The sequence below is a fragment of the Pigmentibacter sp. JX0631 genome (genome assembly GCF_029873255.1).
GTDB lineage: Bacteria > Bdellovibrionota_B > Oligoflexia > Silvanigrellales > Silvanigrellaceae > Silvanigrella.
On the sequence record NZ_CP123622.1, the window covers coordinates 3,473,354 to 3,499,521 of the forward strand.

A 26,168-nucleotide genomic window follows, 5' to 3' on the forward strand; every position below is an offset into this window, starting at 1 on the left:
TCCTATCCGTTTATTTGATGACCCCGCATAAAATTCTTTTGCCTGCATTTCCTGCTGGTGCAGTTTTTTCGTCATCTTCATCTGCATGAATAATAATTGATTTTCCTAAAATAGAAAATTTATCATCAGTAATTAAGTTTACAGGTTTTTCAATATAAACATCAATGACTGCTATGCCATTTGTATTAGCCTTGATATTTCCTAAATCACCGGCATGTTGATGTTTGTATCCAGAAGTTACAATAGACTCACCATGCTGATGATGACTATCTGGATTGAAATGTCCTCCGGCATTCATTGCTGCGGGGTCAGAACAGTCACCTTTTTCGTGAATATGGAATCCGTGCACAGAATTTGGGGTTAAACCAATAATTTTTCCAGTAATATGAATTTTATTTTGAATATTAGATTCAACTAATATTTGTCCTGTTGCTTTGGTATCATTTTTTGGTAATAAATTAATTTGATAACTTTTTGTATCGTTACTTTTACTAGATTCACATGAGACAAAGAATAATCCACCTATAGAAAAAAGAAGAGCCAAGCGAAAGTTCATTTATGTCTCCTTAACTGCAGCGTTTAAACGTTTTTCTTTCTTTTCTTTAATTTCCATTACAGTTGTAGAATGCAAGGGCTGCGCTTTTTCTTTGGGATTTAAGTAAACCTTCGCAAAAGCGACAGCTATAGCTGCTTCTGAAAAACCTGTAACAATTAAATCAAGTTTTGCTGAATATTTTGCAATATCTCCGGCAGCAAATATACCAGGCAAATTAGTTTCCATTTTTTCATTAACACAAATACCATTACCAACCAAATTTAAGCCCCACTCTTTTATCTTACCAAGCGAACTATTAAAACCAAACATTATTAAAGCAGCATCAACTTTGATTATTTCTTCATGATGATCATCTAATCCTTTTATTAAAACTTCTTGCAATTTAGTATCGTTACCATAAAAACCAGAAATTTCTGAATTAAGTATTATTTTCGCGTTTGTTTTTTTGAGTTTTGAAATTGAATCATCATGCGCTCTAAATTTATCTGACCTATGTATTAAAGTAACTGATTTAGAAATAGATACCAATTCATTGGCCCAATCAAGAGCTGAATCACCGCCACCGGCAATAATTACATTTTTATCTTTATATATATTTTTTTCAATAACCGCATATTCAATTCCTTTTCCTTCAAAAAGATCTGCTCCTATTCCTTGATGTTTTTTAGGACTATATGATCCAACTCCAGCAGCTATAATTATTGTTTTTGAATAATGAGTAGTTAAATTTGTTTTAATTTCCCAGATTTGATCTTCTAATTGTTGAATTGATAAAGTATTTTCATTTAAACATATTGTTGTATTATAAGGTTTTATTTGTTCTACTAAATTATCTATTAAATCTCTTGCTAGAATTTTAGGAAAACCGGCAACATCATAAATATATTTTTCTGGATAGACAGCGGTAAGCCTTCCCCCTAACGCTGGCATGGAATCAATTATTTTACATTTTGCATTTCGCATTCCTGCATAGAAAGCTGCGAATAATCCAGTAGGCCCACCACCTAATATAGTAATATCATAAATTTCATTATTCATTGTTATTCTCTTTATTTAATTTAATATTTTAATAAAAGTAATAATAATAAATTAAAACTAATTTTTATTATTACTTGAAAGTCGAATGCTATCTATCAAAATATTTACTGCTTCTTTCAATTGAATGTCATTTTTTCTAATAACTTTTGGTGAAAATTCAAAATTTTCTTCATCCTCAACTACAGGATCGTTACTAGAAATGGTATTTTTCTTGTTTTTACTACTACTATCTTTATTAGCTACTTTATCAAGATTGCTATTTTCTTTATTGCTAGCGGTTTTATCTTTACTTTGTTTTGCTTGTGTCCCCTTTGCTAAATTAGTTTTACTTTCTTTTAATGAAACTAAAGTGTTTTTCTCTTTTTTAGCCTTTTCAATAGCTTCATTTATTTTTTTAAATTCATCTGATTTTTCAACTCTTTCTTTACTTAATTTTTGTAAATCTACTATTAAGTTAGATAAATCTTTTTCAGGTTTGAAATCTCGGGAAGCTTTTATTATTGTATATGGTAAAGCGTAATCATTTTCTTTTTCACCAATATCAGTTGCTTCAATAATATCTGGTATCACAATATCAGATAATATTCCCTTTTCTTGGTTACTTTTACCGCTTGGTCTAAAAAACTTTGCAATCGTAACATGAATGGCACCGTCAGTTACTCTTCCTCCTGTACCAGGTACTTCAATAACTGTTTGCACTGTTCCTTTTCCGAAAGTACGACTGTTACCCATAATTATACCACGTCCGTAATCTTGGACAGCACCTGAAACAATTTCTGAGGCAGATGCAGTGTATTTACTTACAAGAATTCCTAATGGCCCTAAATAAGGATCCTCTTTTAATTCTCCGCCAGGAAGTATTCTTACATTTTTATCTTTATCTTCAACTTGAGTTACGATTGGATTTTTAATAAATAAACTGACAATTTTTTGAGTTTCATTTAAATCTCCGCCGCCATTTCTGCGTAAATCTAATACAATACCATCGACTTTTAATTGCTTAAGTTTTTTAATTTCTCGATACATATCGTTGAAAGAGCTACGACATGTTGAAGGACTGTCTTGGCATCCTTTGTAATCAATATAGAAACTCGGCAAATTAAGAACACCGATTTTCTTATTATTAATTGTCATGATATCACTTTTAGCTTCATTATCTTTAATTTGAACTACAGCTCTTTTCAAAGCGATAGTAAATCGATTCATTTTACCATCTATTTCTTTTCTAAGGATAACTAGCTTTACTGTAGTACCTTCTTTTCCTCGTATTAATTGAACTACTTTACTAAGATCCATTTCAATTACATCTTGAATTCCTGAATTGTCGCCCGAATCTACGGCAACAATTTTATCATTCTTTTTAAGTCTTCCATCTTTGGCAGCAGCACCACCAGGTACCACAGAATCAATAACGGTATACCCATCAACAGATTTTAAGGTAGCGCCTATTCCAACAAATTTTAAACTAAAATCTGCTTGAAATTGAGCATTATCTATCGGAGTTAGAAAACTTGAATGCGGGTCTAAAGAAAAAGCAAAGGAATTTAAAAATAAAGAAAATCTTTCATCAGATGTTTTTGAATCAATATCTTTCTTAATTAGGTCATAACGTTTCATTAATCGAGTTCTAACTTTTTCAATATCATCAGAATCTTTCATATTTAAAACTATAAACTTAATAGTTTTTCGCCAACGTTCCTTTAATTCATCTGTAGATTTTGCCCATTCAATTTTTTTCCTATCAGTTTCTAAATATTCATCTTTAGTAAAATCTTGGTTTTGTTTTAAAGCTTCCTTAGCTAATTGAGTTGCTTCGGAAATTCTTTTCCGATATCTTTCATAAATTCCGTTCTCACCTGTAATCAAACGGCAATCATAATTATTAATATTTTTAAATAAATCAGGTTGTTGTTTTTGAAATTCATTAATATCATCTCGAGTAAAATATAATTTTCCTGGATCTAAAAGTTTTATGAAAGTATCAAATGTTCTTTTTGCTAATTCAGGCTCAAACGTTCTAAAAACATAATGATTTTTTAGAAAATCTTTCATTCTTTCAGATAAGGTAGCACAGCTTAAATAAGACGATACTATTTTAGGGTTCTTTTTAATGCTTTCTTCTGAATTAGCATTTTGAAAAGATGGAATAATTTTAAGATATTGTCCTAAAGGAACTGCGATCGTAACAGCTGCAATAGTTAAAAATACTCGTGTTTTATTAAAAATCATTGAAACATTCTCACTTTCGGGTTGGAATTCTTAAATTCCTTCTTGAAAACCTAGATGGAATAGAAGACAAATCATCGTCCTTGTCTGTATATACAATAGTTTTTTCTTGTACACGAAATGACCGAGTAATATTTGCACCACTGTTTTTAAACTCGCTCAAATTTTTCTCACTATAGGCTAAACTGTCATTTGTCTCAACAAATTTACCATTAAACCAATAGAATATTTGACCTTGTTGAAAACGAATTCTTGCTTCGCCAGCGGCTTCTACTTTTTCATGAATTTCATCAAGCCGAGATTTTATGCGTTCATAGTTATCGTCAAATAATGCTATTGCAAGGGATGTTTCTTTTTCATCTGCGCGAACAGTTATTCTATGATTAAATTTTTGCTTTAATTTTTCACGCAGAGAGCGTAAAACCCTATCACGATCGTTAACCATTATTTCGGGATCCAGATCTAAAACGATATAAAGAGAGGCTAAGTACATGGTACACCCTGAAATTACAAGGGTTGAGAAAAAAAGAGCAGAAAATTCTATCCTAACAACAAGCAGATGTTGGGACGCAGAATTTTTAAGTTGCTCTGAGTTGTTCTTCCCTATTATGCCATATGGACAAATTTTTTCCAACCACTCAAATTGGCCAACATTGGAACAGCTAAATCTTTCTAAGCCACAAGAAACAAAAACTTGGACCGGGTTTGATTTAAAATTTGTCCTACAAAAAGGGAAAAGATGTTATGAAGGTTTTAACAGCCTCTATGAACCAAGAATTTTTTTGCAAGGAGAAATAAGAACTAGGTATGAAAATTGGCACGATTTTTATAATGCTCTTATTTGGTTTACTTTTCCAAAAATTAAAGCTTCTTTGAATATGCGCCAGTTCTTTGCGTTTGATGAAAACGCTGAATTTCCTTGGAAATATCCACCTAAGTCACGAACAAGAGAGCAGGATTTTCTTACCATTTTTGACGAAGGAGGTTGTTTGTTAGTAAAAACAGATGGCTTTAAAATTCCATTTTTATTTGGTCATGCGGTTTATGAGAGAATGACTTTAGGTGAAAATGACATTTCTATGAGTTGTTTTGAAATCGACTGCAATAACGATTTTATAAATTTATCTTTACTAAACAAAATTCAATATTTAGATGAAATAGGCAGTCAAACTCTTTCTTCAAGAAATGCATATTCCAATGGTTGTCCATTTTATCCTTTAAAAATTAAAGATGCATTAAGCTATTTGAAAGATTTAAAGAATCTATCCAATTATCAGAGTAATGCCTAATAGCTTGATTTTCCAATATAAATATCTACTTCAGAATTCTCTGGATCAATAGCTCTAGAATCATAGAGCTCAAAATCAGCAAGAAAGTTTCTTTTTCCGTGAAACTCAGAATGCTGCATGCTCCAAATTTTTTGCCAAACATTTATTACGATATCAGGCATTTTTCCTTTTGCAGATGTAAATTTTAGATAACTATTTTTAGAAATTGTTATTGTTTTAAATAAACTAGTATCCTGATTTTCAAATGAAGAAACTTCTTCACCAAGGAAATGAGTATACTCCCCATTTTCATCGCTTTCGTACTCGGTATAGACTGCATAAGTAACAAAAGGTTTCACTCTGTGTTGAATTTTCTCAAATATTTTTTCGCCAAAATATCTATTAAAATTTCCAGGTATTTTTCCTAAGTTTGGGGTGAACTCGTTTTTATTATTTGTTCTGACAAAAATGCCAACTAGTTTGAACTCTTCTAATGCAGTATCAGTTATTTTCATAATTAGCTCTTTTCTGAATAAGGTTTTATCAGAATATTTTTCTGATTATATGGATATATTAATTTAGACGAATTTAAGCAAGTGTATTTGCAAATTCTAAAAACGATATTCAAGATTTATCCTAAAAAAATCACTACAACAAAAAAGAAAGATCTTTCTGAATTAAATGTAGTATAATTTTATAAATGTTAATACTTGAACAATAAAACAGGTGAATTATGAGCAAATGCCCTTACACTTATTTTAGAAGTTTTTTTCAGAAAAAATCATCTGATAACAAAGCAGCAAACTTAAGAGTCTTAGTGCAAAGAAACAATGAAACAGTTGTAGATGTCTCTTTGCCAGCGCATAGTGCTCGCTGGCTCATAGAACTCATTCCTGATGATGTTATTGCCAAAATTTATGCCGAAGGGATTCCTTTAAAAGAAATTCAAGACAATTTAGCAAAGCAAGAAATTCTATATGCAACGGATATTTTTAAATTGGAAGAACAAGATAGAAAAATTATTGTTTGGCTTCAATAGTAGTTTTAATGATTATTATTCTTCCACGTCAAAACCGATCATCATTCCAGCTGATAGATGTTCAGCAATATGACAATGTGACATCCATTTGCCAGGATTTGATGCTTCTAATAATATTTCTACTGTTTCACCTGTTTTCACTAGAGCAGTATCTTTCCAAGTATAGTTTGTTGTTTTTACACCATTGCGAGTAACAATTAAAAATCTTTGTCCATGAAAATGAATAGGGTGTTGCATAGGATGGTTCGATTTCGGATCATTAAATATTTTTATTTTATAATAATTTCCTTTTTTAAATTTCCATAATATATCCATGTTCATTTTTTTTGTATCGAGGTCCTCAATTTGCCATGTTACTTCCTTCGAAGTCATCATGGAATTCATTTCAGGCATGGTATCTTCCCATTCAATTTCTGGGGGATTTTCTTCAGCATGACTCATATCCATTTTGACTCTTAATGCTATATTTTTATCAACTTTTTTATCTAAAAAAGGTCTTACTTTATCTATATCTTTTATAACTTCAGAATCTTCACTTAAAATTCCGAACTCTTTAGTATAATCTTTTTGAGATTTCCCTTTTATTACTTTTATAGTTCCAAGCTTTAAATTTTTTTGCGGATTGATACTTTCAATATTAAAAGAACCTTCTTTCTCAAATAAAACATCAATTGTATATCGCTCAGAAGGTGCTATTGTGACGCTATCTACCCAAGATTGTTTTTCATAGTTACTTGCGTCCCCAGCAATAAGTTTTATCTTCACATTTGGAATTTTAAATTGAAATGTTCTTGTATTTGAAGTATTTGTTAGATATAATCTAACTACATCTCCTTTGTTTACTTCTGTTACGTAATTTGGTATTCCGTTAATTAACATTATATTTCCAAAACGTCCCATAGCAGCATAATTTGTGAAGTCTTTAAAATAAGGTTTTGCATCTTTACTAAGTAAAACATCATCAAGAACTAAAGAAATTTGCTTGTTAAATGGTTCTTCTTTTAACCCATCTTTGACTAAATAATTTCCATACAATCCCATATCTTGTGAGTAGTCTTCACGAACATGCGGATGATACCAATATACTCCTGCGTCAGGAAAAAATAATTCATAATCAAATGATTCACCAGGTTTTACAGGTGTCTTTTGTCCAATTCCCACTACTCCATCAAAGCGATAATCCAAGCGTAGTCCATGTGAATGTAATGTTTGATCGGTATCTGTTTGATTAACAAATTTTAATTTAATTTTTGCATTTTTTGGAACAACGATTAATGGCCCTGGAATACTACCATTATAAGCATATCTTCTAATAGTTTTATTTCCAATTTTTTGCTTAACAATAGCTGCTGTTAAAGTAAAACTATCTCCATCTTTTAATTTAATGATTTGAGATTTTTTTACAAAATTTAAATTATTTATAGATTCACTGAATCTTTCTTCGGTGCTAATTGTTTTATTATTAGGTGAATGATGCCCCATCTCAGAGGCATAAAGATTTATACATGATAAAAGTACTAAAGAACTTAACGATAAAGAAATTAATTTATTCATTTTTTAACCTTTTGATTAATTAGAAATTGAATTTGCTATATAACCACCATCCACAAAAATACTTTCACCTGTAATATAAGTTGAAGCATTTGATGCAAATAAAAATAGTGCTCCATTTAGTTCATCGTAATTACCTTTTCTTCCAAGGGGAATAGTTTTTTCTAGAAAATCTTTACCTTGCTGGGTTTGAATAAAATGTCTATTCATGTCTGTTTCAAAAAAACCTGGGGCAATTGAATTTACTCTTATGTTATATTTAGCAAATTCAACAGCATATTTCTTTGTCAAAGAAATAACTGCTGATTTAGAAATACCATAAAGTGGATTTCCAATTCTTGTTCTATTTGCAACAGTTGATGAAATATTTATGATACTACCATTTATTTTATTTAACTGCATATTATTTGCTACAATTGTTGTAAGATACCACATGCTTTTTAAGTTAATATCAAAAATATCATTCCAATCAGAATTTTCTAGCTCAAAAACACTTTTTTTTATTTTAGGTGAATAACCAGCATTATTAATAAGAACATCTACACCATTTATTTTATTTAGTAATTCAGAAATACTTTTTTGCAATAAATTTAAATTTGTTAAATCAAGCGATAAATACATTACATTTGCATTTTCTTTATTTAAACTTTTAACAAGATTTTTTAATTGTTCTTCCCTTCTAGCAATTAAAAATAAATGCGCACCAGCCTTAGCTAGAACTTCTGCATAGTGAGCACCTAAACCCGAAGAAGCGCCCGTTATTAATATTTTTTTATTTTTCACTGAAAATAGTTCGTTTTGCATCAGTTACTCATTTCATCAGCAAAATGAATTCCTATAGCATTTAACCATTCTTTGGGTTGTTCAATTATTTTTCTTTTTTCAAGATCAAAAAATGCCATAGTAAAGTCTGCTTCTGAACAAATGATATCCTCAGTATTTCTAATAAAATGTTTAATTTTTATAATTTTTTTTGAAACTTCTGTACAAAATGTTTCAATTATAATTTTTTCTCTTAACTTTAGTTCCTTTAAAAATTTAATATTAGTTTCTAATATTATTGGTCCCTTTTTTTCTTGCTGTATTTTTTTTAATCCATATCCATTTTCAGTAATAAATTCCCAGCGCGCTTCTTCAAAAAGCTCTAAATACACAGCGTTATTAACATGTCCAAATGTATCTAAATGGTGTTCTTTAATAGTTAAATTATAGTAGAATTTCTGAATATTTTTTATATTACTCATAAAGCCTCTAATTTTTGCATAAAATTCATTTTCATGCTTTCAATTTTTGTTATAACACCTATTATTCTCTTGGACAATGTTCAATGGTTGAAGGAATAATACATATTATGAAAATATCAAAAAAGTCTTTAGTTTGCTTTCTTGTAAGCATATATCAATTTCAAGCACATAGCTTAGAAGGATTAATAGTAGAAGCAAATCCCTTGTTACTTATCAAGCAAGGATTTGGTTTGAACACAGAAGTAGGATTGAGCCAGAATATTTCAAGTGGAATCGGGTTGGAAGGATATCAACAAAAATTATATGCAAATAATACATTAAATGCTAAGAGAGATATTTACAATTTATCTTACTTTATGCGTTATTATTTATTTGCAGAAAAATTATTGGGTCCATTTATTCAAGGAAAAATTAATTATACCCATTCAGAGATTAATTTAGCAGACTACCAAGATAGTTATAACTCTAAAAAAGATTATTTTTCTTTTGTTTTTTCAGTTGGGTATCGTTTTGTATCGGAAAATGGTTTTACTCTTTCAGGTTATATCGGTGGAGGAATTAAATCGGGGACAAATTATATTGATAAAAATAATTTGCCCAATAATAAATCTAGTAATTCTGATTGGATTAAGGCAACAGATGAATTAAATAAGCAAGAAAATAATTTCCAACCAGATTTAGGAATTACAGCAGGATACTACTTTTAATTTATCCATTTGAAAGTATTTTTTCTTTAGTCTCAGTTTCAATTTCAGCAATGCCGCTGTGCCCAGAAAGTATTAAATTTATATTTTTTTCGGCAATTTCTTTTGGTAACATTGTTGCTTTAGATAGTAGCATTATTCCATAAGAAAAAATAGCTAATAATAAGTAGTCTACTCCTTCTGGAATTATTTTTAAACCTTGGTCAAAAGAACCAAATTTAGTAAATAAACAGAGACCTGCTAAATAAACAAAGATCCATAAAGCATTACGCCAAGTAGGAATATTTTCACGCAATTCTTTTTTGTATACTAACATCGAAAAATAAATGAAGAAGCCGACTAAAACAGCAACAAATAATTTGCTAATAATGTCCCAACCAGACCAATAAAGCATTAAATTACAAATGAAAAATGCTAATAGACAAAACATTTTGTACATCGGTAAGCGAAAAGGTCTATGTAAATTTGGTTGTTGTTCTCTTAAAGCTACAATACAAATAGGAACAATAGCATATCCTGCGATCATAGTCGATGATAAAAAAGCAACCATTCCCTGCCATCCTGGAAAAGGTAAAAAGGCAAGCATTCCTAGTGCAAAATTTACCCATACACTTGTAATTGGTATTCCTCTTTTATCTATTTTTTTAATTTGCTGTGGAATATATCCATTTGCACTCAATGCATACAACACTCTTGAGCTTGAAGCTGCATAAACAATACCAGCTCCAAGTGGCGAAATAACGGCATCGACATAAAGTAAGTAAGCAAGCCAGACGACACCTAATGTAAGAGCTAAACCAGCTAATGGACCAGCATCACCTGTAAAAGATAGATGTGACCATCCATGTTTTAAAGCTTCTTCGGGAACAGCCATTAAGAAAGATGTTTGTAGAAGAATATAAAGTAAAGCACCAAGTAATACTGAGCCTATGATAGCTTTCGGAATATTTTTTTGCGGATCTTTTGTTTCAGCCGCCATCATAATTCCAATTTGAAACCCATTAAATGAAAATACAATACCAGCCACTGCCAGTGCAGAGAATATTCCTTGCCAGCCGTAAGGTGCAAAACCTCCTGCTGATTCTAAAGTTAAATTAGTAGTTCCTTTAGCACTTAAAAAAAAGATAAGTATGGCCAATGCTGGAACTGCTAATTTCCAAATACTAAACACTTTGTTTGTATCTGACATGAATTTAACGCCTCTTGTATTTATAAAAACAAGAAGAAGCATAAGAACAGTAGCTGTAATATAACCACCAACAGTTAGGTGATGAATATTGTTTTCTACTCTTGTTAAAGAGGGGAAGAAGTTTGTCATGTATTGAATAGTAGCTTGTACTTCAATAGGAGTTAGAACTAAAAAAGATAACCAAGAAATCCAACCTAAAAGAAACCCTGCTAGTTTTCCATGGGTGAAAAATGGATAATTAGCAATTCCACCGGCTATCGGAAATAATGTTCCTAATTCAGCAAAAGTAAGGGCAATAATAATTATAAAAAATGTAGCAATGATCCAAGATATAATTGCTGCGGGTCCTGCTAATTGGGAAGCATATAAGGAACTAAAAAGCCAACCAGAACCAACCATCGCTCCAATTGAAGCGAACATGACCCCCCCAGCACCTATTTGTCTTTTAAATTGCATACATAGTCTCCGAAGCAAAAAGTTCTACTAGTGTAAAATCAACATATGGTTTAACTGAAAAACTCTAGCTTGTCTAATAAAACATAAAAGCATCCCATTTTTGTAACAATTTAGTAATAATTATAATTATTTATATCTTCTAGGAAATTGCATCTCGCAAGCAATGGACTTATGTTTTCTAGGTTGATAATCTGCAAATGCAACAAAGGAACTAATTGTTCAATTTCATGCATTTGCAAAATTACACAAAGGAGAACAAATGAAAGGTGATGCTAATGTTATAAAAGCCTTGAATGAGGTATTAACTGGCGAACTTACTGCAATTAATCAATATTTTTTACACGCCAGAATGTGTAAAAATTGGGGTTATCATAGAATTGCAGAAAAAACTTACAAAGAATCCATTGAAGAAATGAAACATGCGCAAGAGTTATTAGATAGAGTTTTGTTTTTAGATGGGATCCCAAATTTACAAAAATTAGATAAATTGAACATTGGTGAAACCGTGAAGGAACAGCTTGAGTCTGATTTAGCTTTAGAACATACCGCTCTTGATCGGTTAAAAAATGGAATTGATATTTGTAAGAATGCTAAAGATCATACCAGTGCTGAACTATTAGAAGAAATTTTGGAAGATGAAGAAGAGCATGTTGATTGGCTTGAAACACAATTAAGCCTAATTAAGGATATTGGATTAGAGAATTATCTTGCTCAACAGATGCATGAGAAGTCGTAAGATTAGAAAATTTGGCTAAATTTTTTTCGCTTTCGACTAATTTTTCTAATGCTTCAAGACAACATCCACAACCAGTTCCGGCAAAGCACTGTTCTTGGACGCTTTCTTTTGAATCAAACCCTTGATTTACAAGGGTTTTTATATCCTTACAAGAAACTCCGTAGCATAAACACATCAACATTATCAACCCCTTTGAACCTACGCACTCTTTCTCGGAAAAAAAATAGCATAGTTGAGAGTAATTCTCAAGTTCAGTTGATAACAATTCTCATTTACGTAATAATGATTTTAAGTTATCCAGTTTGGCATTCTAACATTCATTTAAGATACAACGCCCATTTAAATCATTCATAATTTCGTTTCAGCCATAATCATCTTTTTTTCGTTCAGAAGGTAACAAAGATTTTTTTAAGGAAATTAATTTATATAAAGTAACTCCAATAACCCAGAACCAAATACCATTGCCGACTTAGAACGCAAAATTTAGTTCTTATTGAAGTGAACGCATTGTACGACGGTTTACTATGTAGTACAGTATTTGCAACAGAACTCATTAACTTAAATTTATGCGTGTTTAGTAATGCAAGAGAGAAAATTAGAAAATGCTTTTAAAAATTATTTTCTGCTTAATGCTATTTAATATTTACAGTACGTCATTCGCTAGTGAAGAAATAAATATAGATATTTTAGTAAGTGGTGGCTATTCTGCTCTTAATATAGATGGAAATAAATATAATGGCTATAACGCTTCTGCTAAATTATTTTTCCCAATAATTCCAAGCCTAAGCTTAGGTTTTGGTGGTAAGTATATATCCGTCTCCGACAATATTGCTTCACATTATGATCAGGTAAACGGAAATCAGAAAAATAATTTTAAAAGTATTCTTGCTGGACTAGATCTAGCTTATATTTATAAAACCGATCTTATAAATCTTTTAGTAAACCCCTATGTATATTATGGGATTAATAATAGCTGGCAACGTGAAAGCACATTTAACCAAATGAATAACACTATTACAGTAACAGGTTCGCCAAACGTTTCAAAAAATTTAATATATGGGTTTGGAATTTATATATTATTCAAAATAGAAAATATTTATTTAGGGCCTTCTACTTGCTTCTCTCAAGGTTATCTTGAAACTCAAAATTATACAGATAGCAGAGGGGCCACTATGCCTTCTACTTCAGGAAACTATTATAATTATGATTTGAACTTCACAATAGGAGCTTTTTTATGAATTTTTTTTCATTGAAAAAAGCAATCTTTTTAGGCTGTTTCATATTTTTTACTTTTCTGTTTTATTCTTGTTCAAATATTCCTGAAATTACTGATGGTGGCTACCGTTTTGCTTATGTAATTGGTGATACTGCTGCTAACACAGTAAGTCTGTGTAAGGTAGATAGTGGCACAGGGGCATTATCTGGCTGTGCCACTACGGCTTCTGGGTTTAATGGTGCATTAAGTATAGCTATTTCAAATGGTTATGCTTATGTGACCAACATTAGTGGTAACACAGTAAGTCTGTGTAAGGTAGATAGTGGCACAGGGGCATTTTCTGGCTGTGCCACTACAGCTTCTGGGTTTAATGGTCCAGAAGGAATAGCAATTTTCAATGGTTATGCTTATGTGACTAACATTGGTGGTAACACAGTAAGTTTGTGTAAGGTCGATAGTGGCACAGGTGCATTATCTGGCTGCACGATAACTGGATCTGGTTTTAATGGACCTGCTGGAATAGCTATTTCAAATGGATTTGTATATGTGACTAACAATAATGTAAGTACTGTAAGCTTATGTAATATGGATAGTAATACTGGAGCATTAAGCGGTTGCACTACGATAACACCTTCTGGGATTAGTAATCCAGTTGATATAGCTACTGCTAACGGCTTTGCATATATGACTATGAATGGTAAGAATGTAGGTTTTTGTAAAATAGATAGTAGCACGGGACAATTCAGTAACTGCGTGATTAAAGCTGTAGGATCTAACGGTCACGATGGAATAGCCGTCGCCAATGGTTTTCTATATTTGACTGAACGCAGTAATGCAGTAATTTTGTGTAATCTTGAAAGTGTCACGGGAGCGTTATCTAACTGTGCGACAACTACGGCTCCAACTCCGTATCCTTTTACTGCCAGAATAGCTATTTTTTGAGGTGACGAGTTCCATCTACTACCTATGAAAATGCCCAAGAGCCAAATTCTCAAGTTCAGTTGATAACAGTTCTCAACTAATTAATTCTTTTCAATATAAAACTTGATTATAATTTTTTGCTATATGTAAATGATTAGTGACAGAAATAGATATTCACTGTCATAAAGGTAAAAATATGAAACAGACAAAAAAAGAAGTTGCCATTGTTGGAGCAGGAATTTCTGGAATAAGATCCGCTTATCTGATTGCAAAAGAAGCAAAAGATAACATAGCTAAAATTACAATTTATGAATCTAGCGATTCTATTGGTGGAGTTTTAAAAAATACCACAAAAAATGAATTTAAATTAGAACATGGAGCACAGGGCATATTGCTTTCTAGAAAGGCATTTTGGGATTGTTTAAGTGATTTAAAGTTAACAGATATGTTGTTAATTCCTCCTAAAAGTGCAAAAAGAAGATATCTTTTAACGCCAAATAAATTTGTTCCCATTACTCCAAATGTGTTTGTTTTAAAAAAAAATGGATTTCTCCGCTTTCGAGATTTATTTAAAATTTTTACTGAAGTATTTATAAAAAAACCGCAAAATAAAAATTTTAATGATACTTTGTATCAATTTTTTTTCCGTCATTTTGGTAAAAAATTTACAGAAACTTTTTTAGTGTCCCTAACTTTCGGTATTTGGGGTGGTGGAGCGAAAAAAATTTTAGTTCGATATGCTTTTCCTAATTTACTAAAATTAGAAAACGGTTATGGTAGTTTATTAAAAGCTTTTTTGATTCTTTCTTTTAAAAATAAATTAAAGAAAGATACAAATATAAAACAAAAAGGGTTAGGAAGTTTTGCTCAAGGAATGGAATATTTAGTTCATGAATTATATGAACAATTTTTAACAATTTGTTCGCAAAAATCAATAACTGTTGAATTAAATTTGAATCATAAAATTTGTAAAATTATTAAAATTTCTAATTACTTTTCACTTGAGTCCACATTAGAAAATAAAATAAAGAAACAATCATTTGATTGTGTCGTATATTCAGGACAGCCATGGAGAGATAGTAATTTATCACTTATAATCGATAATATTAACTTTGAAGAATTGCAAAAATCTTACCAAAACCTAAGATCTATGGAAGCACATAGTGTTGCTGTTGTAGGTTTAGGAACAAACAATGAAAACTTGAATTCACCAAATGGATTTGGAGCATTAGCTGGAGAATGGTCAAAAGACTTATTAGGAGTCATATTTGTTCATTCAACATATCCTCAACATACACCTAAAAATTCAAAATTATTTAGGGTCCTCATTGGTGGTGATAGAGAAATAAACATTTCACAAAAAAGCGAACTTGAACTCATTGATCTTGCAAAGCAAAGATTAGAAGAAACAAATATAGTTCCAAGCAATACAAACTATTCCTTTGAAAAAGTAATAGTTTGGGAAAATTATATACCATTAGCTACTGTAAATCAGGACAGAATTCTTGAATCGATTTGGAAAATAGAAGCTATTATGCCTGGGCTTTTCTTTGTTGGAAATTACTTAAAAGGCCCCTCTGTTTCTGACTGTCTTGAACAAGCGGCAATAACTTGTAAAAACGTTACACTTTTTTTGGATGGAAAAGGAAAAAATGATTAACAACTTTGCTTAGTAAAAAACACAGGCAAAAACTAATGTTCTGTATTTAATTACATTAAATATTTTATTCCCATTTAAAATTCTTAATTTTTTTTCCTATTTCGTCTCTAACATTTCTAAATTTATTGATCGATTCTTCTGGACTATCTGATTTATTTGCTGGGTCGAAAAAAGGCCAATGTAAAAAGTATGCTTTTGAAGAGTTAATATAGGGACAAATTTCTTCTGCACAAAGGGTAACAATGTAATTAAATTCATTTAAATTGAATTCATCAACAGATTTTGAACTCTGATTTGAAATATCAATCCCAATTTCATTCATAACTTTGATTGCATAAGGATTTATTTCACTCGGCTTAGAGCCTGCACTATTTATAATAAAAGCCTTTTGAAGTATATTTTTAGCTAATCCTTCGGCCATTTGGCTACGTGCAGAGTTCGCAACACAGAGGAATAATATTTTTTTTACCACACCCTCTCCAACATAAATATTTTAATAATTTTATCGTATTATTTTCAAAACTACAATCTTAAAATATTGTGATGTATCAATTTTCTATATTTTAAACATATGAAAAAATTATTAGAATATTATTTTATTAAATTATCTTAAAAAATAAAAATAGAAGGTTTTAATTTCTCAAAACCTTCTATCAAAATGAGTGTTACTCTGATAAATTATTTTACTGAAGCTAATTCTTCATCAAAGAATGATAAACTATTAGCATCCTAACTTCCAGAAACAGTCTTACATCACCATTTTATAATCTTTTTGCAGCAACTAAAGCGGCTTCTTTTGCAAGAGCACCTTGTTTCGCTACAACACTTTCAGCAACTGAAGTTCCGTTTCTAAAAGCATTTTTTGCTTTCTCAAGCAAAGAAAGATTTTCTTTAGCTACTGGAGTTGCAGCAGTTTCTACAGCAGCAACTTTTGCTGGAAATAACTTATTCTTAATATTTGCAAAAAATCCTTTGATTTTTTGAAATAAAGTAGGAGCAGCTACTAGAGCTCCAGCTGAAACTAAAGTTGGAACAATAGATGGATTCTTAGAAGAATCAGGTTTTGCTTCTGGTTTAGCATTTGTAGAATCAGGTTTTGCTTCTGGTTTAGCATTTGTAGAAGAATCAGGTTTTGCTTCTGATTGGCTGCTAGCCGCTGGTGCAGCTGGAGCCGCAACTTGAGACTGAATTGGTAAAGTAGCAACTGCTACGCTAGCACCAACTAATGGACCTTGAATAGAATCTAAATCAGAACCTAGGTATTCTTCATCTTTAGATGGAAATTCACCAAGTTTTAATTCAGAAGCTTCTGTTCCTGCTAGAGGAGCTTTTACTTTAGTAGCTTCAGTAGTTACGTTATTTTCTACTAAGATTTTAGGAGTTACTGTAGGAGCTGCAGGCGCAACAGGAGTTACAACAGCTGGTTTAGCGTATTTCCCTGCAACGATATCAGCACATTCTTTACCTTCAATGTCACACTTGATGATAGCACCAAAAGTAACACCTTTTACAGTTTTTCTTCCGATAGAACCAACATAGATAGATTTACCATCTTTAGATAAAGCTACACTTGATCCAAATTTATCATTTTTCTCAAATGCTAATCCACCAGTTACTTTAGAAGTTCCACCAATGTAATCTCCACAGTTTCCACCATCGATATCACATCTGATTAATCCACCGATGTCATATGTTGAAGGTTTTAATGCGCTTTGATCTCTACCTGGAACGCCAATGTATAAATATTTGCTATCTCCAGTCATGCTTTCTGCAAAGTTATCATTTGTAATTAATGATACTAAAGAAGAAGAAAGATTTAATGGTAAACAGTTGCTTCCATCTGCTTCACATTTAGTTACTTTACCTAATCCACCTTGAGCACCAACAAATAAATTCTTTTCATTTGCAAATATACTTGCACCTAAACCATAAGTTCCAAGTAATGATGTATTTGCTAAAACTTGTGTTGAGGAATTTGTACTTTCTCCACCTAAAGATACTGCACAATTTGTTCCGTCTAATTCACATTTTATCAATGCACCTTTAATTTTTTTATCGTCACCTTTTCTCTCAGGAGCTCCAATATAAAGATTTTTTGCTGTTGCAAACATGCTTTTACCTAAATATTGTTTTGCTTGATATAAATCAGTGATATCTAATGCAGATCCATTTTTACCAGAAAGGTCAAATTTATAAACCGCTCCAGATCCGCTTTGTTTATTTGCTGCACTTACAAATATATTATTTGCAGTCACAACTATGCTTGATCCAAACTTATCGCCTTCTTGTAACTTTAAACTTTTAGCTGATGCTACGGACGCTTCGTCTTCTCCACCTAAAAATGTTTTACAAGAACTTCCATCTGGATTACATATTAAAACTGCACCTTTGCCTTTAAAAGCATTTGGCGCACCAACTAATAAATAATCTTGTGTTGTTGGCTTTGTTTCAGCCTGTGGTTTTGATGCTTGCACATCACTTGATTGACTTGCACTCTCACCTGAAGAAGATTTTTTACATCCTACTGCAGCAAAAGCGATTGATGTCAACGCTAAAGAAACTTTATAAAATGTAGACATAACACACTGACCTTTCCTATTATGGGTGTGATATAAAATATTTTAAAGAAAAAATATTCATTAAAATACAAAATATATTTATCAAAAAATTGATAACATAATCATTAAAATCTCATTAATATCATTATTTTTATTACTATTTATTCTTTATATATATGGATATTTTTGAATATATTTAAAACAAAAAAAATTACATTTAATGTAACAGAATATTTTCTTTTTTGTTTTAAAATAAAAAAGAAGGTTTTGATTTCTCAAAACCTTCAGTTATGTTTGTTACTTTACTTTAACTTAACTAACTCACCTTACAGTGCTGCTAAAGCTAATGGAGCTACTCGCTCACCAACACCTATAGCAGTTTTAGCGAATGCTAAAATCTTAGGTCCTGCAACTTTCGCAAAACTTACAATTGAGCTACCGATTTTCCCAAAGAATGTTCCTACTTTTGCAAAAGCAGTCTTGATTGAATCAGTAATTCCTTGTTTAGCTAATACTGGTCCTGCAACTAAAGCTCCACTTGTAATTAAAGTTGGAACAATAGATGGTTTTTTAGAAGAATCAGCATTTGCTGTTGCTTGGCTGCTTGAAGAAGCAGGAGTTGCAGCAGGCTTAGTAGTAGAAGAATCAGGTTTTGCTTCTGGTTTAGCATTTGTAGAATCAGGTTTTGCTTCTGATTGGCTGCTAGCCGCTGGAGCCGCAACTTGAGACTGAATTGGTAAAGTAGCAACTGCTACGCTGGCACCAACTAATGGACCTTGAATAGAATCTAAATCAGAACCTAGGTATTCTTCATCTTTAGATGGAAATTCACCAAGTTTTAATTCAGAAGCTTCTGTTCCTGCTAGAGGAGCTACTGGTTTAGCTGGTTGTGCTGCTGGAGCGATAGGGTTAGCTGCTACTATTGCAGAAACTGTAGGAGCTGCAGGCGCAACAGGAGTTACAACAGCTGGTTTAGCGTATTTCCCTGCAACGATATCAGCACATTCTTTACCTTCAATGTCACACTTGATGATAGCACCAAAAGTAACACCTTTTACAGTTTTTCTTCCGATAGAACCAACATAGATAGATTTACCATCTTTAGATAAAGCTACACTTGATCCAAATTTATCATTTTTCTCAAATGCTAATCCACCAGTTACTTTAGAAGTTCCACCAATGTAATCTCCACAGTTTCCACCATCGATATCACATCTGATTAATCCACCGATGTCATATGTTGAAGGTTTTAATGCGCTTTGATCTCTACCTGGAACGCCAATGTATAAATATTTGCTATCTCCAGTCATGCTTTCTGCAAAGTTATCATTTGTAATTAATGATACTAAAGAAGAAGAAAGATTTAATGGTAAACAGTTGCTTCCATCTGCTTCACATTTAGTTACTTTACCTAATCCACCTTGAGCACCAACAAATAAATTCTTTTCATTTGCAAATATACTTGCACCTAAACCATAAGTTCCAAGTAATGATGTATTTGCTAAAACTTGTGTTGAGGAATTTGTACTTTCTCCACCTAAAGATACTGCACAATTTGTTCCGTCTAATTCACATTTTATCAATGCACCTTTAATTTTTTTATCGTCACCTTTTCTCTCAGGAGCTCCAATATAAAGATTTTTTGCTGTTGCAAACATGCTTTTACCTAAATATTGTTTTGCTTGATATAAATCAGTGATATCTAATGCAGATCCATTTTTACCAGAAAGGTCAAATTTATAAACCGCTCCAGATCCGCTTTGTTTATTTGCTGCACTTACAAATATATTATTTGCAGTCACAACTATGCTTGATCCAAACTTATCGCCTTCTTGTAACTTTAAACTTTTAGCTGATGCTACGGACGCTTCGTCTTCTCCACCTAAAAATGTTTTACAAGAACTTCCATCTGGATTACATATTAAAACTGCACCTTTGCCTTTAAAAGCATTTGGCGCACCAACTAATAAATAATCTTGTGTTGTTGGCTTTGTTTCAGCCTGTGGTTTTGATGCTTGCACATCACTTGATTGACTTGCACTCTCACCTGAAGAAGATTTTTTACATCCTACTGCAGCAAAAGCGATTGATGTCAACGCTAAAGAAACTTTATAAAATGTAGACATAACACACTGACCTTTCCTATTATGGGTGTGATACAAAAACCCTGAACGATTCAGCATTTTTTGTCTGTCTCATTTTTACAGCAATGAGGGTTGCAATCTCATTACAACGAAATTAATTGTCGAAATTTAATATCAAAGTTTTCCTTTATTTTAGATTATTTTAATGAATTATTTATTTATATTAATTTGTGACAAACCATAAATTATACATAATAAACCAACATTATCAATATGTTAAAATTTACATTTTTTTACAATTTTCTGTTAAGTTAGCTATAACTATGTATGTGAGAAAGATATATTTTAAACTTTTAAAAACATAGAACAATATAATTAAGTATTTATAAAATAAGCTAATTTTAAGTATTAGTTACTTTAAAAAATATATTTAACTTATTTTACTAAAGTTACTAGTTACTTTAGTAAGTATAAGTAATCAATGCTTAAAATATTTAAAAATCTTTAATACATTTAACTTATTGATTAAATTTAAATATTTCACTTCTGCCAGTTGAAATTTTTATTTTCCTAATATATAAAATATTAGATATAAGTTTAGAAATTAATAGGATTAAACATGAAATACACCACAGTTATTCAAAATAAAATTTATAATTTCAGTTCACTTAAAGAGGTTATGGCAAAAGCTTCACCTGAACGTTCTGGGGACTTATTGGCTCAAATTGCTGCAAATAGTTATGAAGAAAGAATGGCCGCTAAAATAGTTTTGGCAGGAGTTCCATTAAAGCAATTTTTAACAGAAGTTTTAATTCCTTATGAAGAAGATGAAGTAACTAGACTTATTATTGATAAACATGATAATTTAGCTTTTCAAAAAATTTCTCATTTAACTATTGGTGATTTTAGAGAATGGCTCCTTTCAGATGAAGCAGATTCTGATTCTTTACTTGCTTTATCAAAAGGATTAACACCTGAAATGGTTGCAGCAGTTAGCAAAATAATGCGCAATCAGGATTTAATTTTAGTTGCTAAAAAATGTAAAATTATAACTCAATTCAGAAATACTATAGGTTTACCAAATACTCTATCTGTTCGCTTGCAACCCAATCATCCCACAGATGACTTAAAAGGAATTTCTGCTTCACTAATTGATGGTCTTTTTTATGGCTGCGGAGATGCTGTAATAGGAATTAATCCTGCAAGCGATAATATAGAACTTCTTTCGCTACTCAATAATTTACTGAATGATATTATTTATAAATTTAATATTCCCACACAATCCTGCATTCTTACACATATAACTAATACTATAAAAATGATAAATAACAAGGTACCAGTTGACTTAGTTTTTCAATCCATCGCTGGTACAGAAAAAGCAAATGCTCAATTTGGTGTTAATCTTGCTATGATAAGAGAAGCTCAAGATGCAGCATTATCTTTAAAAAGAGGTAGCGTTGGAAATAATGTCATGTACTTTGAAACAGGTCAAGGAAGTTGTTTATCATCTTATACCCACTATAATGTTGATCAACAAACTTGTGAAGCGCGTGCTTATGCTATTGCCAGAGAATTTTCTCCTCTATTAATTAATACAGTAGTTGGTTTTATTGGACCAGAATATTTATATGATGGAAAACAAATTATTCGCGCAGGACTTGAAGATCATTTTTGTGGTAAATTACTAGGATTACCTATTGGATGTGATATTTGCTACACAAATCATGCTGAAGCAGATCAAGATGACATGGATACTTTGTTAACTTTACTTGGAACTGCGGGTGTAACTTTTATTATGGGAATTCCTGGTGCGGATGATATTATGTTGAATTATCAAAGTACTTCCTTTCATGATTCTTTGTTTATTCGTCAATTATTAAATTTACGCAGAGCACCTGAGTTTGAAGAATGGTTGGTTAGAAATAATTTACTTGATAAAAATCTTAATAAAGTTATTCCTCCAATTCAAAATAACCCCATTTTACTAGAATATTGTTAGGAAAATTATGGCACAGAATATACTAATTAAAAAAGATTCATGGCAACATTTAAAAAATCATACTACAGCAAGAATTGCCTTAGGAAGAGTTGGACAAAGTATACCAACTCAAGAAGTGCTTAATTTTGGTTTGTCACATGCTCTTGCAAAAGATGCTATTTATACTGAATTAGATATTGATAGTATTTCAAACAAATTAACTGAAATTGGTTATTCCTCTTTAGAACTTAAATCTTTAGCTGATTCAAAAAAAGATTATTTAATGAATCCAAATTTAGGTAGAAGACTAAATGAGAAGAGTAAAAAACTTCTTCAAGGACAATCTTTACAAGAAAACTCAATAGCTTTGATATTTGCGGATGGACTTTCTGCTACAGCAATACATAATCATGCCATTTCCCTTTTATTAGAATTAGATCGTTATTTTAAAGAACATTCCTTTTTTTCTTTTTCTCCTATTTTACTAGCAAAATATTCAAGAGTTGCATTAGGTGATGAAATAGGAGAAAATTTAAATTGCCTTGCGAGTCTAATTTTTATTGGAGAAAGACCAGGATTATCATCTCCAGATAGTTTAGGAGTTTACATCACATGGCTTCCTAAAGTTGGAAGATTGGAATCAGAGCGAAATTGTATTTCTAACATACGACAAGAAGGGTTAAGTTATAAACTCGCTGCATACAAAATATTTTGGATTCTACAGAGAGCTAAACAACTTAATGCAACTGGAGTTATTTTGAAAGATGAAAGTCCATCCCAGTTTTCTGTAGATCAAGATATGAATCAAATCCAATTACCTTAATATTTTTACTACTTTACTTCGTTCCATGAAGATATGACTCTACTTATTAAACCATATTCCAAAGCTTCTTGGGATGTCATCCAGTAATCACGTTCAATATCTTTTCTAACTCTTTCAATAGGTTGCTTGGTTTCTTTGGTATATAATTCAGCAATTTTTTCTCGTGTTTTTAAAATTTCTTTTGCATGAATTTCAATATCAGAAGCCTGGCCTTGAATACTTCCTCCAATTAATGGTTGATGTATTAACAATCTCGAATTAGGCATTGAATATCTATGTTTAGCCTGTGCAGCTAATAATACTACTGTGGCAGCACTTGCAGCCAAGCCCGTGACAACTATTTTTACTTCTGGGCGTATAAAACGGATTGTGTCATAAATTCCAAAGCCAGAATTTACTTCACCACCTGGACTATTCAGAAAAAGCCATATTTCTTTTGTGGGGTCAGCAGCTTCCATGGCAAACAGTTGCTCAATAATTTTTTTGGCTGATGCCGCATGAATACCTTCAGATAAAACAATAAGTCGTTGATCAAAGAGTTTTTTTTGAGTAGTCGTTTCAAGGTTTGGGTTTAACTCTTCATGATTAGCCATTTATGCTCCTTCTCATTTCAATTTTTGGAAATGATTTGCTAACAGGGATTATAAGTTAAATAAAACAGAGGAACAAGACAACTTATGAGCAAAAAAATACAGATTGGTACCGATATCGTTTGCATCTCTCGATTTGCAAAATCTTTGACAACTGGTAATTTTATTCAAAAAATTTATCACGTTAAAGAAATTGAATATTGTGAACAGAAAGCACTGAAAGCTCGGATAGCATCTTATGCTGCACGTTTTGCTGCTAAGGAGGCATTTGCAAAAGCACTAGGCACTGGTCTTTACGTTCAAGGCATTGTTCCGAGCCATATCTGGGTAGAAAATGAAGAATCTGGACGCCCAATTCTTTATTTTTCTGATTCTTTGACAAAAGTACTTAATGATAAAGGTTTTTTTTCTGTCGATGTTTCTTTAAGTCACCATGAAGAATACGCGGTTGCTACAGTTATATTATATTCTTTATAAAATTTATCTATTTCCTTAAAACTTAACATAATTTATAATTTTATTAATAAATATTCACATATTTATAACATATTATACATTAATTTTACTAAAAAATATTTGACTTAATATCTTTTGTATATTAATTCAAAGCTTTCTAACATTCAAACTAACCTATTAAGGAAATACAATGAATATAAAGAAAATACTTCTCTTAATTGCTTCCCTTTTTATTTCTTATGAAACACACGCTCAAAATAACCTCGATGTTTATGGGAACTTTGGATACACTTATTTAAGTGGCTTTTCTTTTTCTAAAACTAGTAAAGTGATGAATTCTTTTAGTGGCCTAAACATTGGAATTTCTGGTCTATATAACTTCGATACTGTTTCATCTGTTTCTCCTGTTTTAGGTTTAAGTTTAAATAGTGTTTTCACTAAAAACTCAAATTCTGTGAACAATGAAAATATAAAAGGCAGTTTTAATTATTTTACAACAAGTGCATTAGGTGGGGTTAAACTTAATTATTTTAATAATTTGCCTATTTATGTTCTTTTAAATTTAGGATATTCCCCTTCAAATAGCATTAGTTTTACAGGCGATATTCCAAATAGCTATACTTCACGAGCATTGAATGAAAATAGCTTTAAAGTAACAAATCATTACTTTTATGGTGCTACATTGATGAGTACATATAATTTAGTAGAAAATTTCAGCTTGGGTGGCAGTCTTAATTATAACAGACATTCTATGGATTTAGAAATGCAAACACCCCCTGAAAGCACTACTGAGCGCAGTGGATTTAATGAATATTCAGTAAATTTAATTGCTATGTTTACTTTTTAATCCATACTTAAGGACAAAATAAATATGAAAAAAATATTAAGCTCTGCTTTTGCTGGCACTTCTTTATTACTTCTCTCTTGCAAAGAGCCTCCAAAAAATGGTGTTAAAAATTCGGAAGTTTGCACTTCTCTTCCAGGAGAGTTTTCTGTAAATAAAATAAGTAACGGTTGTGATGTAAATGAAAAAAACATTTTAGGTAACAATTCAACTGTTTATTTATCGATGGGTTGCACAGGAACCGTCGTTTCTCCGCACTTTATTATTACAGCATCTCATTGTTTATACGACAAAAATACTGGTATTTATGAAAAAAAAGAAAATATAAAAGTTGTTTTTGGCAATAATGCTTATAATGTTTTTGATATAAAAACAGCAAGCGTTAAGAATTATTATACCAACTCTTACTATACTGCACCTTCTAATTATAAGCCATCATTAGGCGATATAGCTCTTGTCGAAACTGAAGAAGATCTGGTGAAAGATTTACAATTAACCCCAGCAAAAATTGCCGTAAATTTACCTCATCCTTCTCAATTAATTTTAAACGTAGGATATGGTAGTACAGGAAAATTTGATTCTAAATCAGGTGGTTTAAAAAGATGGTCTATTTCTAGTTTAGGAAAAGTAGAAATTTATGATGCCTACTCTATATATAGTTTAGTAAATAATTACTTTAATACACAAGTAACTTTGGGAAATGTATCAAAAATATATAGCACTAATAAACCAGAAGATACTTTAATAATTACTGACAGAATTACTGCGCAACAAGGCCAAACTTGTTATGGAGATTCTGGAGGACCGCAATATTTATCTTTTAATGGGGAACCTTTATTACTTTCTTCAACACAAGGAGGTAGCGAATTTTGGTTAGGAAAAAAATTCAAAGATATTATTGCGAATAAAGAAGATGACTGTAATAAGCTAAATACATCTATAAATACAAGAATTGCTCCCTATACTGAATGGCTTAATACTAAAATGAGCACCAGAGGGGAAAGTTTGGTTTTAGTAAATAATTAATTTAT

The 26,168-nt window shown here is 31.3% G+C and carries 26 protein-coding genes; 12 read left to right on the forward strand and 14 right to left on the reverse strand.

What is annotated here, in order from left to right:
• Window positions 1-10: 10 nt before the first annotated feature.
• From QEJ31_RS14970 to QEJ31_RS14985, 4 genes are read right to left on the reverse strand one after another with little or no spacing between them, the layout of a single operon-like run.
• Entirely contained in the window at window positions 11-556 is a 546-nt protein-coding gene (locus tag QEJ31_RS14970) for a superoxide dismutase family protein (protein WP_280591360.1), read from the reverse strand.
• Window positions 557-1,594, reverse strand: coding sequence for an NAD(P)/FAD-dependent oxidoreductase (locus tag QEJ31_RS14975; RefSeq protein ID WP_280591362.1), 1,038 nt, complete (start codon window positions 1,592-1,594; stop codon window positions 557-559). It abuts the gene before it with no gap.
• A 57-nt stretch (window positions 1,595-1,651) separates the two neighbouring features.
• Complete coding sequence (locus QEJ31_RS14980) at window positions 1,652-3,823, reverse strand: carboxy terminal-processing peptidase (protein WP_280591364.1); 2,172 nt, start codon at window positions 3,821-3,823, stop codon at window positions 1,652-1,654.
• Between the two features lie 10 nt (window positions 3,824-3,833).
• The gene (locus QEJ31_RS14985; RefSeq protein ID WP_280591366.1) at window positions 3,834-4,313 is read right to left on the reverse strand and encodes a hypothetical protein; all 480 of its coding nucleotides are present in this window, start codon (window positions 4,311-4,313) and stop codon (window positions 3,834-3,836) included.
• Here QEJ31_RS14985 and QEJ31_RS14990 point away from each other — a divergent pair.
• Window positions 4,312-5,109 carry a DUF3025 domain-containing protein gene (locus QEJ31_RS14990; RefSeq protein ID WP_280591368.1) on the forward strand — a complete coding sequence of 266 codons (798 nt, stop codon included), beginning with the start codon at window positions 4,312-4,314 and terminating at the stop codon, window positions 5,107-5,109. The genes QEJ31_RS14985 and QEJ31_RS14990 overlap by 2 nt on opposite strands.
• On the opposite strand, the gene QEJ31_RS14995 is transcribed toward QEJ31_RS14990, so the two are convergent.
• A complete protein-coding gene (locus tag QEJ31_RS14995) occupies window positions 5,106-5,603 on the reverse strand; it encodes a GyrI-like domain-containing protein (RefSeq protein WP_280591369.1) in 498 nt (165 codons plus the stop codon). The two genes, QEJ31_RS14990 and QEJ31_RS14995, sit on opposite strands and share 4 nt — an antisense overlap.
• A gap of 218 nt (window positions 5,604-5,821) precedes the next feature.
• Between QEJ31_RS14995 and QEJ31_RS15000 the strand changes: the two genes are divergently transcribed.
• Complete coding sequence (locus QEJ31_RS15000; protein ID WP_280591370.1) at window positions 5,822-6,127, forward strand: hypothetical protein; 306 nt, start codon at window positions 5,822-5,824, stop codon at window positions 6,125-6,127.
• A gap of 15 nt (window positions 6,128-6,142) precedes the next feature.
• Here QEJ31_RS15000 and QEJ31_RS15005 read toward each other — a convergent pair whose 3' ends face one another.
• From QEJ31_RS15005 to QEJ31_RS15015, 3 genes are read right to left on the reverse strand one after another with little or no spacing between them, the layout of a single operon-like run.
• Window positions 6,143-7,681 (reverse strand): multicopper oxidase family protein, encoded by a 1,539-nt coding sequence (locus tag QEJ31_RS15005; RefSeq protein WP_280591371.1) that lies wholly within the window; start codon window positions 7,679-7,681, stop codon window positions 6,143-6,145.
• A 15-nt stretch (window positions 7,682-7,696) separates the two neighbouring features.
• Window positions 7,697-8,482, reverse strand: coding sequence for an SDR family oxidoreductase (locus tag QEJ31_RS15010; RefSeq protein WP_280591374.1), 786 nt, complete (start codon window positions 8,480-8,482; stop codon window positions 7,697-7,699).
• The gene (locus tag QEJ31_RS15015; RefSeq protein WP_280591375.1) at window positions 8,482-8,922 is read right to left on the reverse strand and encodes an acyl-CoA thioesterase; all 441 of its coding nucleotides are present in this window, start codon (window positions 8,920-8,922) and stop codon (window positions 8,482-8,484) included. The genes QEJ31_RS15010 and QEJ31_RS15015 overlap by 1 nt, the downstream gene beginning before the upstream one ends.
• 107 nt (window positions 8,923-9,029) lie before the next feature.
• Between QEJ31_RS15015 and QEJ31_RS15020 the strand changes: the two genes are divergently transcribed.
• A complete protein-coding gene (locus QEJ31_RS15020; RefSeq protein WP_280591376.1) occupies window positions 9,030-9,629 on the forward strand; it encodes a hypothetical protein in 600 nt (199 codons plus the stop codon).
• Window position 9,630: 1 nt separating this feature from the next.
• On the opposite strand, the gene QEJ31_RS15025 is transcribed toward QEJ31_RS15020, so the two are convergent.
• Window positions 9,631-11,271, reverse strand: coding sequence for an APC family permease (locus tag QEJ31_RS15025; protein WP_280591379.1), 1,641 nt, complete (start codon window positions 11,269-11,271; stop codon window positions 9,631-9,633).
• A gap of 259 nt (window positions 11,272-11,530) precedes the next feature.
• On the opposite strand from QEJ31_RS15025, the gene bfr reads away from it, so the two are divergent.
• The gene (gene bfr, locus QEJ31_RS15030) at window positions 11,531-12,007 is read left to right on the forward strand and encodes a bacterioferritin (RefSeq protein WP_280591380.1); all 477 of its coding nucleotides are present in this window, start codon (window positions 11,531-11,533) and stop codon (window positions 12,005-12,007) included.
• On the opposite strand, the gene QEJ31_RS15035 is transcribed toward bfr, so the two are convergent.
• Window positions 11,952-12,188: a (2Fe-2S)-binding protein gene (locus QEJ31_RS15035; RefSeq protein WP_280591381.1), complete on the reverse strand. Its 237-nt coding sequence runs from the start codon at window positions 12,186-12,188 to the stop codon at window positions 11,952-11,954. The genes bfr and QEJ31_RS15035 overlap by 56 nt on opposite strands.
• A gap of 421 nt (window positions 12,189-12,609) precedes the next feature.
• On the opposite strand from QEJ31_RS15035, the gene QEJ31_RS15040 reads away from it, so the two are divergent.
• From QEJ31_RS15040 to hemG, 3 genes are all read left to right on the forward strand, one after another.
• The gene (locus QEJ31_RS15040; RefSeq protein WP_280591382.1) at window positions 12,610-13,245 is read left to right on the forward strand and encodes a hypothetical protein; all 636 of its coding nucleotides are present in this window, start codon (window positions 12,610-12,612) and stop codon (window positions 13,243-13,245) included.
• Entirely contained in the window at window positions 13,242-14,165 is a 924-nt protein-coding gene (locus tag QEJ31_RS15045) for a beta-propeller fold lactonase family protein (protein WP_280591384.1), read from the forward strand. The genes QEJ31_RS15040 and QEJ31_RS15045 overlap by 4 nt, the downstream gene beginning before the upstream one ends.
• A gap of 175 nt (window positions 14,166-14,340) precedes the next feature.
• A complete protein-coding gene (gene hemG, locus QEJ31_RS15050) occupies window positions 14,341-15,804 on the forward strand; it encodes a protoporphyrinogen oxidase (protein ID WP_280591386.1) in 1,464 nt (487 codons plus the stop codon).
• 64 nt (window positions 15,805-15,868) lie between these two features.
• Here hemG and QEJ31_RS15055 read toward each other — a convergent pair whose 3' ends face one another.
• From QEJ31_RS15055 to QEJ31_RS15065, 3 genes are all read right to left on the reverse strand, one after another.
• The gene (locus tag QEJ31_RS15055; RefSeq protein ID WP_280591389.1) at window positions 15,869-16,276 is read right to left on the reverse strand and encodes an arsenate reductase ArsC; all 408 of its coding nucleotides are present in this window, start codon (window positions 16,274-16,276) and stop codon (window positions 15,869-15,871) included.
• A gap of 289 nt (window positions 16,277-16,565) precedes the next feature.
• Window positions 16,566-18,383: a hypothetical protein gene (locus tag QEJ31_RS15060; RefSeq protein WP_280591391.1), complete on the reverse strand. Its 1,818-nt coding sequence runs from the start codon at window positions 18,381-18,383 to the stop codon at window positions 16,566-16,568.
• A 305-nt stretch (window positions 18,384-18,688) separates the two neighbouring features.
• Complete coding sequence (locus QEJ31_RS15065) at window positions 18,689-20,488, reverse strand: hypothetical protein (RefSeq protein ID WP_280591392.1); 1,800 nt, start codon at window positions 20,486-20,488, stop codon at window positions 18,689-18,691.
• A 577-nt stretch (window positions 20,489-21,065) separates the two neighbouring features.
• Between QEJ31_RS15065 and QEJ31_RS15070 the strand changes: the two genes are divergently transcribed.
• The gene (locus QEJ31_RS15070; RefSeq protein ID WP_280591393.1) at window positions 21,066-22,445 is read left to right on the forward strand and encodes an ethanolamine ammonia-lyase subunit EutB; all 1,380 of its coding nucleotides are present in this window, start codon (window positions 21,066-21,068) and stop codon (window positions 22,443-22,445) included.
• Between the two features lie 7 nt (window positions 22,446-22,452).
• Window positions 22,453-23,247 (forward strand): ethanolamine ammonia-lyase subunit EutC, encoded by a 795-nt coding sequence (gene eutC / locus QEJ31_RS15075; protein ID WP_280591394.1) that lies wholly within the window; start codon window positions 22,453-22,455, stop codon window positions 23,245-23,247.
• An 8-nt stretch (window positions 23,248-23,255) separates the two neighbouring features.
• Here eutC and QEJ31_RS15080 read toward each other — a convergent pair whose 3' ends face one another.
• A complete protein-coding gene (locus tag QEJ31_RS15080) occupies window positions 23,256-23,840 on the reverse strand; it encodes an ATP-dependent Clp protease proteolytic subunit (RefSeq protein WP_280591396.1) in 585 nt (194 codons plus the stop codon).
• An 84-nt stretch (window positions 23,841-23,924) separates the two neighbouring features.
• Here QEJ31_RS15080 and acpS point away from each other — a divergent pair, with 84 nt between their 5' ends.
• The 3 genes from acpS (at window position 23,925) to QEJ31_RS15095 (ending at window position 26,163) form a co-directional block, all read left to right on the forward strand.
• A complete protein-coding gene (gene acpS / locus QEJ31_RS15085) occupies window positions 23,925-24,314 on the forward strand; it encodes a holo-ACP synthase (RefSeq protein ID WP_280591398.1) in 390 nt (129 codons plus the stop codon).
• Window positions 24,315-24,483: 169 nt separating this feature from the next.
• The gene (locus QEJ31_RS15090; protein WP_280591399.1) at window positions 24,484-25,140 is read left to right on the forward strand and encodes an opacity family porin; all 657 of its coding nucleotides are present in this window, start codon (window positions 24,484-24,486) and stop codon (window positions 25,138-25,140) included.
• A gap of 24 nt (window positions 25,141-25,164) precedes the next feature.
• On the forward strand, window positions 25,165-26,163 hold the full coding sequence (locus tag QEJ31_RS15095) for a trypsin-like serine protease (protein ID WP_280591401.1): 999 nt from the start codon (window positions 25,165-25,167) through the stop codon (window positions 26,161-26,163).
• Window positions 26,164-26,168 lie beyond the last annotated feature (5 nt).

What these genes read in the sequence shown, in the direction of transcription:
- QEJ31_RS14970 (WP_280591360.1), bottom strand. Translation starts at nt 556, where the DNA reads ATGAACTTTCGCTTGGCTCTTCTTTTTTCTATAGGTGGATTATTCTTT.
- QEJ31_RS14975 (WP_280591362.1), bottom strand. Translation starts at nt 1,594, where the DNA reads ATGAATAATGAAATTTATGATATTACTATATTAGGTGGTGGGCCTACT.
- QEJ31_RS14980 (WP_280591364.1), bottom strand. Translation starts at nt 3,823, where the DNA reads ATGATTTTTAATAAAACACGAGTATTTTTAACTATTGCAGCTGTTACG.
- QEJ31_RS14990 (WP_280591368.1), top strand. Translation starts at nt 4,312, where the DNA reads ATGGTACACCCTGAAATTACAAGGGTTGAGAAAAAAAGAGCAGAAAAT.
- QEJ31_RS14985 (WP_280591366.1), bottom strand. Translation starts at nt 4,313, where the DNA reads ATGTACTTAGCCTCTCTTTATATCGTTTTAGATCTGGATCCCGAAATA.
- QEJ31_RS14995 (WP_280591369.1), bottom strand. Translation starts at nt 5,603, where the DNA reads ATGAAAATAACTGATACTGCATTAGAAGAGTTCAAACTAGTTGGCATT.
- QEJ31_RS15000 (WP_280591370.1), top strand. Translation starts at nt 5,822, where the DNA reads ATGAGCAAATGCCCTTACACTTATTTTAGAAGTTTTTTTCAGAAAAAA.
- QEJ31_RS15005 (WP_280591371.1), bottom strand. Translation starts at nt 7,681, where the DNA reads ATGAATAAATTAATTTCTTTATCGTTAAGTTCTTTAGTACTTTTATCA.
- QEJ31_RS15010 (WP_280591374.1), bottom strand. Translation starts at nt 8,482, where the DNA reads ATGCAAAACGAACTATTTTCAGTGAAAAATAAAAAAATATTAATAACG.
- QEJ31_RS15015 (WP_280591375.1), bottom strand. Translation starts at nt 8,922, where the DNA reads ATGAGTAATATAAAAAATATTCAGAAATTCTACTATAATTTAACTATT.
- QEJ31_RS15020 (WP_280591376.1), top strand. Translation starts at nt 9,030, where the DNA reads ATGAAAATATCAAAAAAGTCTTTAGTTTGCTTTCTTGTAAGCATATAT.
- QEJ31_RS15025 (WP_280591379.1), bottom strand. Translation starts at nt 11,271, where the DNA reads ATGCAATTTAAAAGACAAATAGGTGCTGGGGGGGTCATGTTCGCTTCA.
- bfr (WP_280591380.1), top strand. Translation starts at nt 11,531, where the DNA reads ATGAAAGGTGATGCTAATGTTATAAAAGCCTTGAATGAGGTATTAACT.
- QEJ31_RS15035 (WP_280591381.1), bottom strand. Translation starts at nt 12,188, where the DNA reads ATGTTGATGTGTTTATGCTACGGAGTTTCTTGTAAGGATATAAAAACC.
- QEJ31_RS15040 (WP_280591382.1), top strand. Translation starts at nt 12,610, where the DNA reads ATGCTTTTAAAAATTATTTTCTGCTTAATGCTATTTAATATTTACAGT.
- QEJ31_RS15045 (WP_280591384.1), top strand. Translation starts at nt 13,242, where the DNA reads ATGAATTTTTTTTCATTGAAAAAAGCAATCTTTTTAGGCTGTTTCATA.
- hemG (WP_280591386.1), top strand. Translation starts at nt 14,341, where the DNA reads ATGAAACAGACAAAAAAAGAAGTTGCCATTGTTGGAGCAGGAATTTCT.
- QEJ31_RS15060 (WP_280591391.1), bottom strand. Translation starts at nt 18,383, where the DNA reads ATGTCTACATTTTATAAAGTTTCTTTAGCGTTGACATCAATCGCTTTT.
- QEJ31_RS15065 (WP_280591392.1), bottom strand. Translation starts at nt 20,488, where the DNA reads ATGTCTACATTTTATAAAGTTTCTTTAGCGTTGACATCAATCGCTTTT.
- QEJ31_RS15070 (WP_280591393.1), top strand. Translation starts at nt 21,066, where the DNA reads ATGAAATACACCACAGTTATTCAAAATAAAATTTATAATTTCAGTTCA.
- eutC (WP_280591394.1), top strand. Translation starts at nt 22,453, where the DNA reads ATGGCACAGAATATACTAATTAAAAAAGATTCATGGCAACATTTAAAA.
- QEJ31_RS15080 (WP_280591396.1), bottom strand. Translation starts at nt 23,840, where the DNA reads ATGGCTAATCATGAAGAGTTAAACCCAAACCTTGAAACGACTACTCAA.
- acpS (WP_280591398.1), top strand. Translation starts at nt 23,925, where the DNA reads ATGAGCAAAAAAATACAGATTGGTACCGATATCGTTTGCATCTCTCGA.
- QEJ31_RS15090 (WP_280591399.1), top strand. Translation starts at nt 24,484, where the DNA reads ATGAATATAAAGAAAATACTTCTCTTAATTGCTTCCCTTTTTATTTCT.
- QEJ31_RS15095 (WP_280591401.1), top strand. Translation starts at nt 25,165, where the DNA reads ATGAAAAAAATATTAAGCTCTGCTTTTGCTGGCACTTCTTTATTACTT.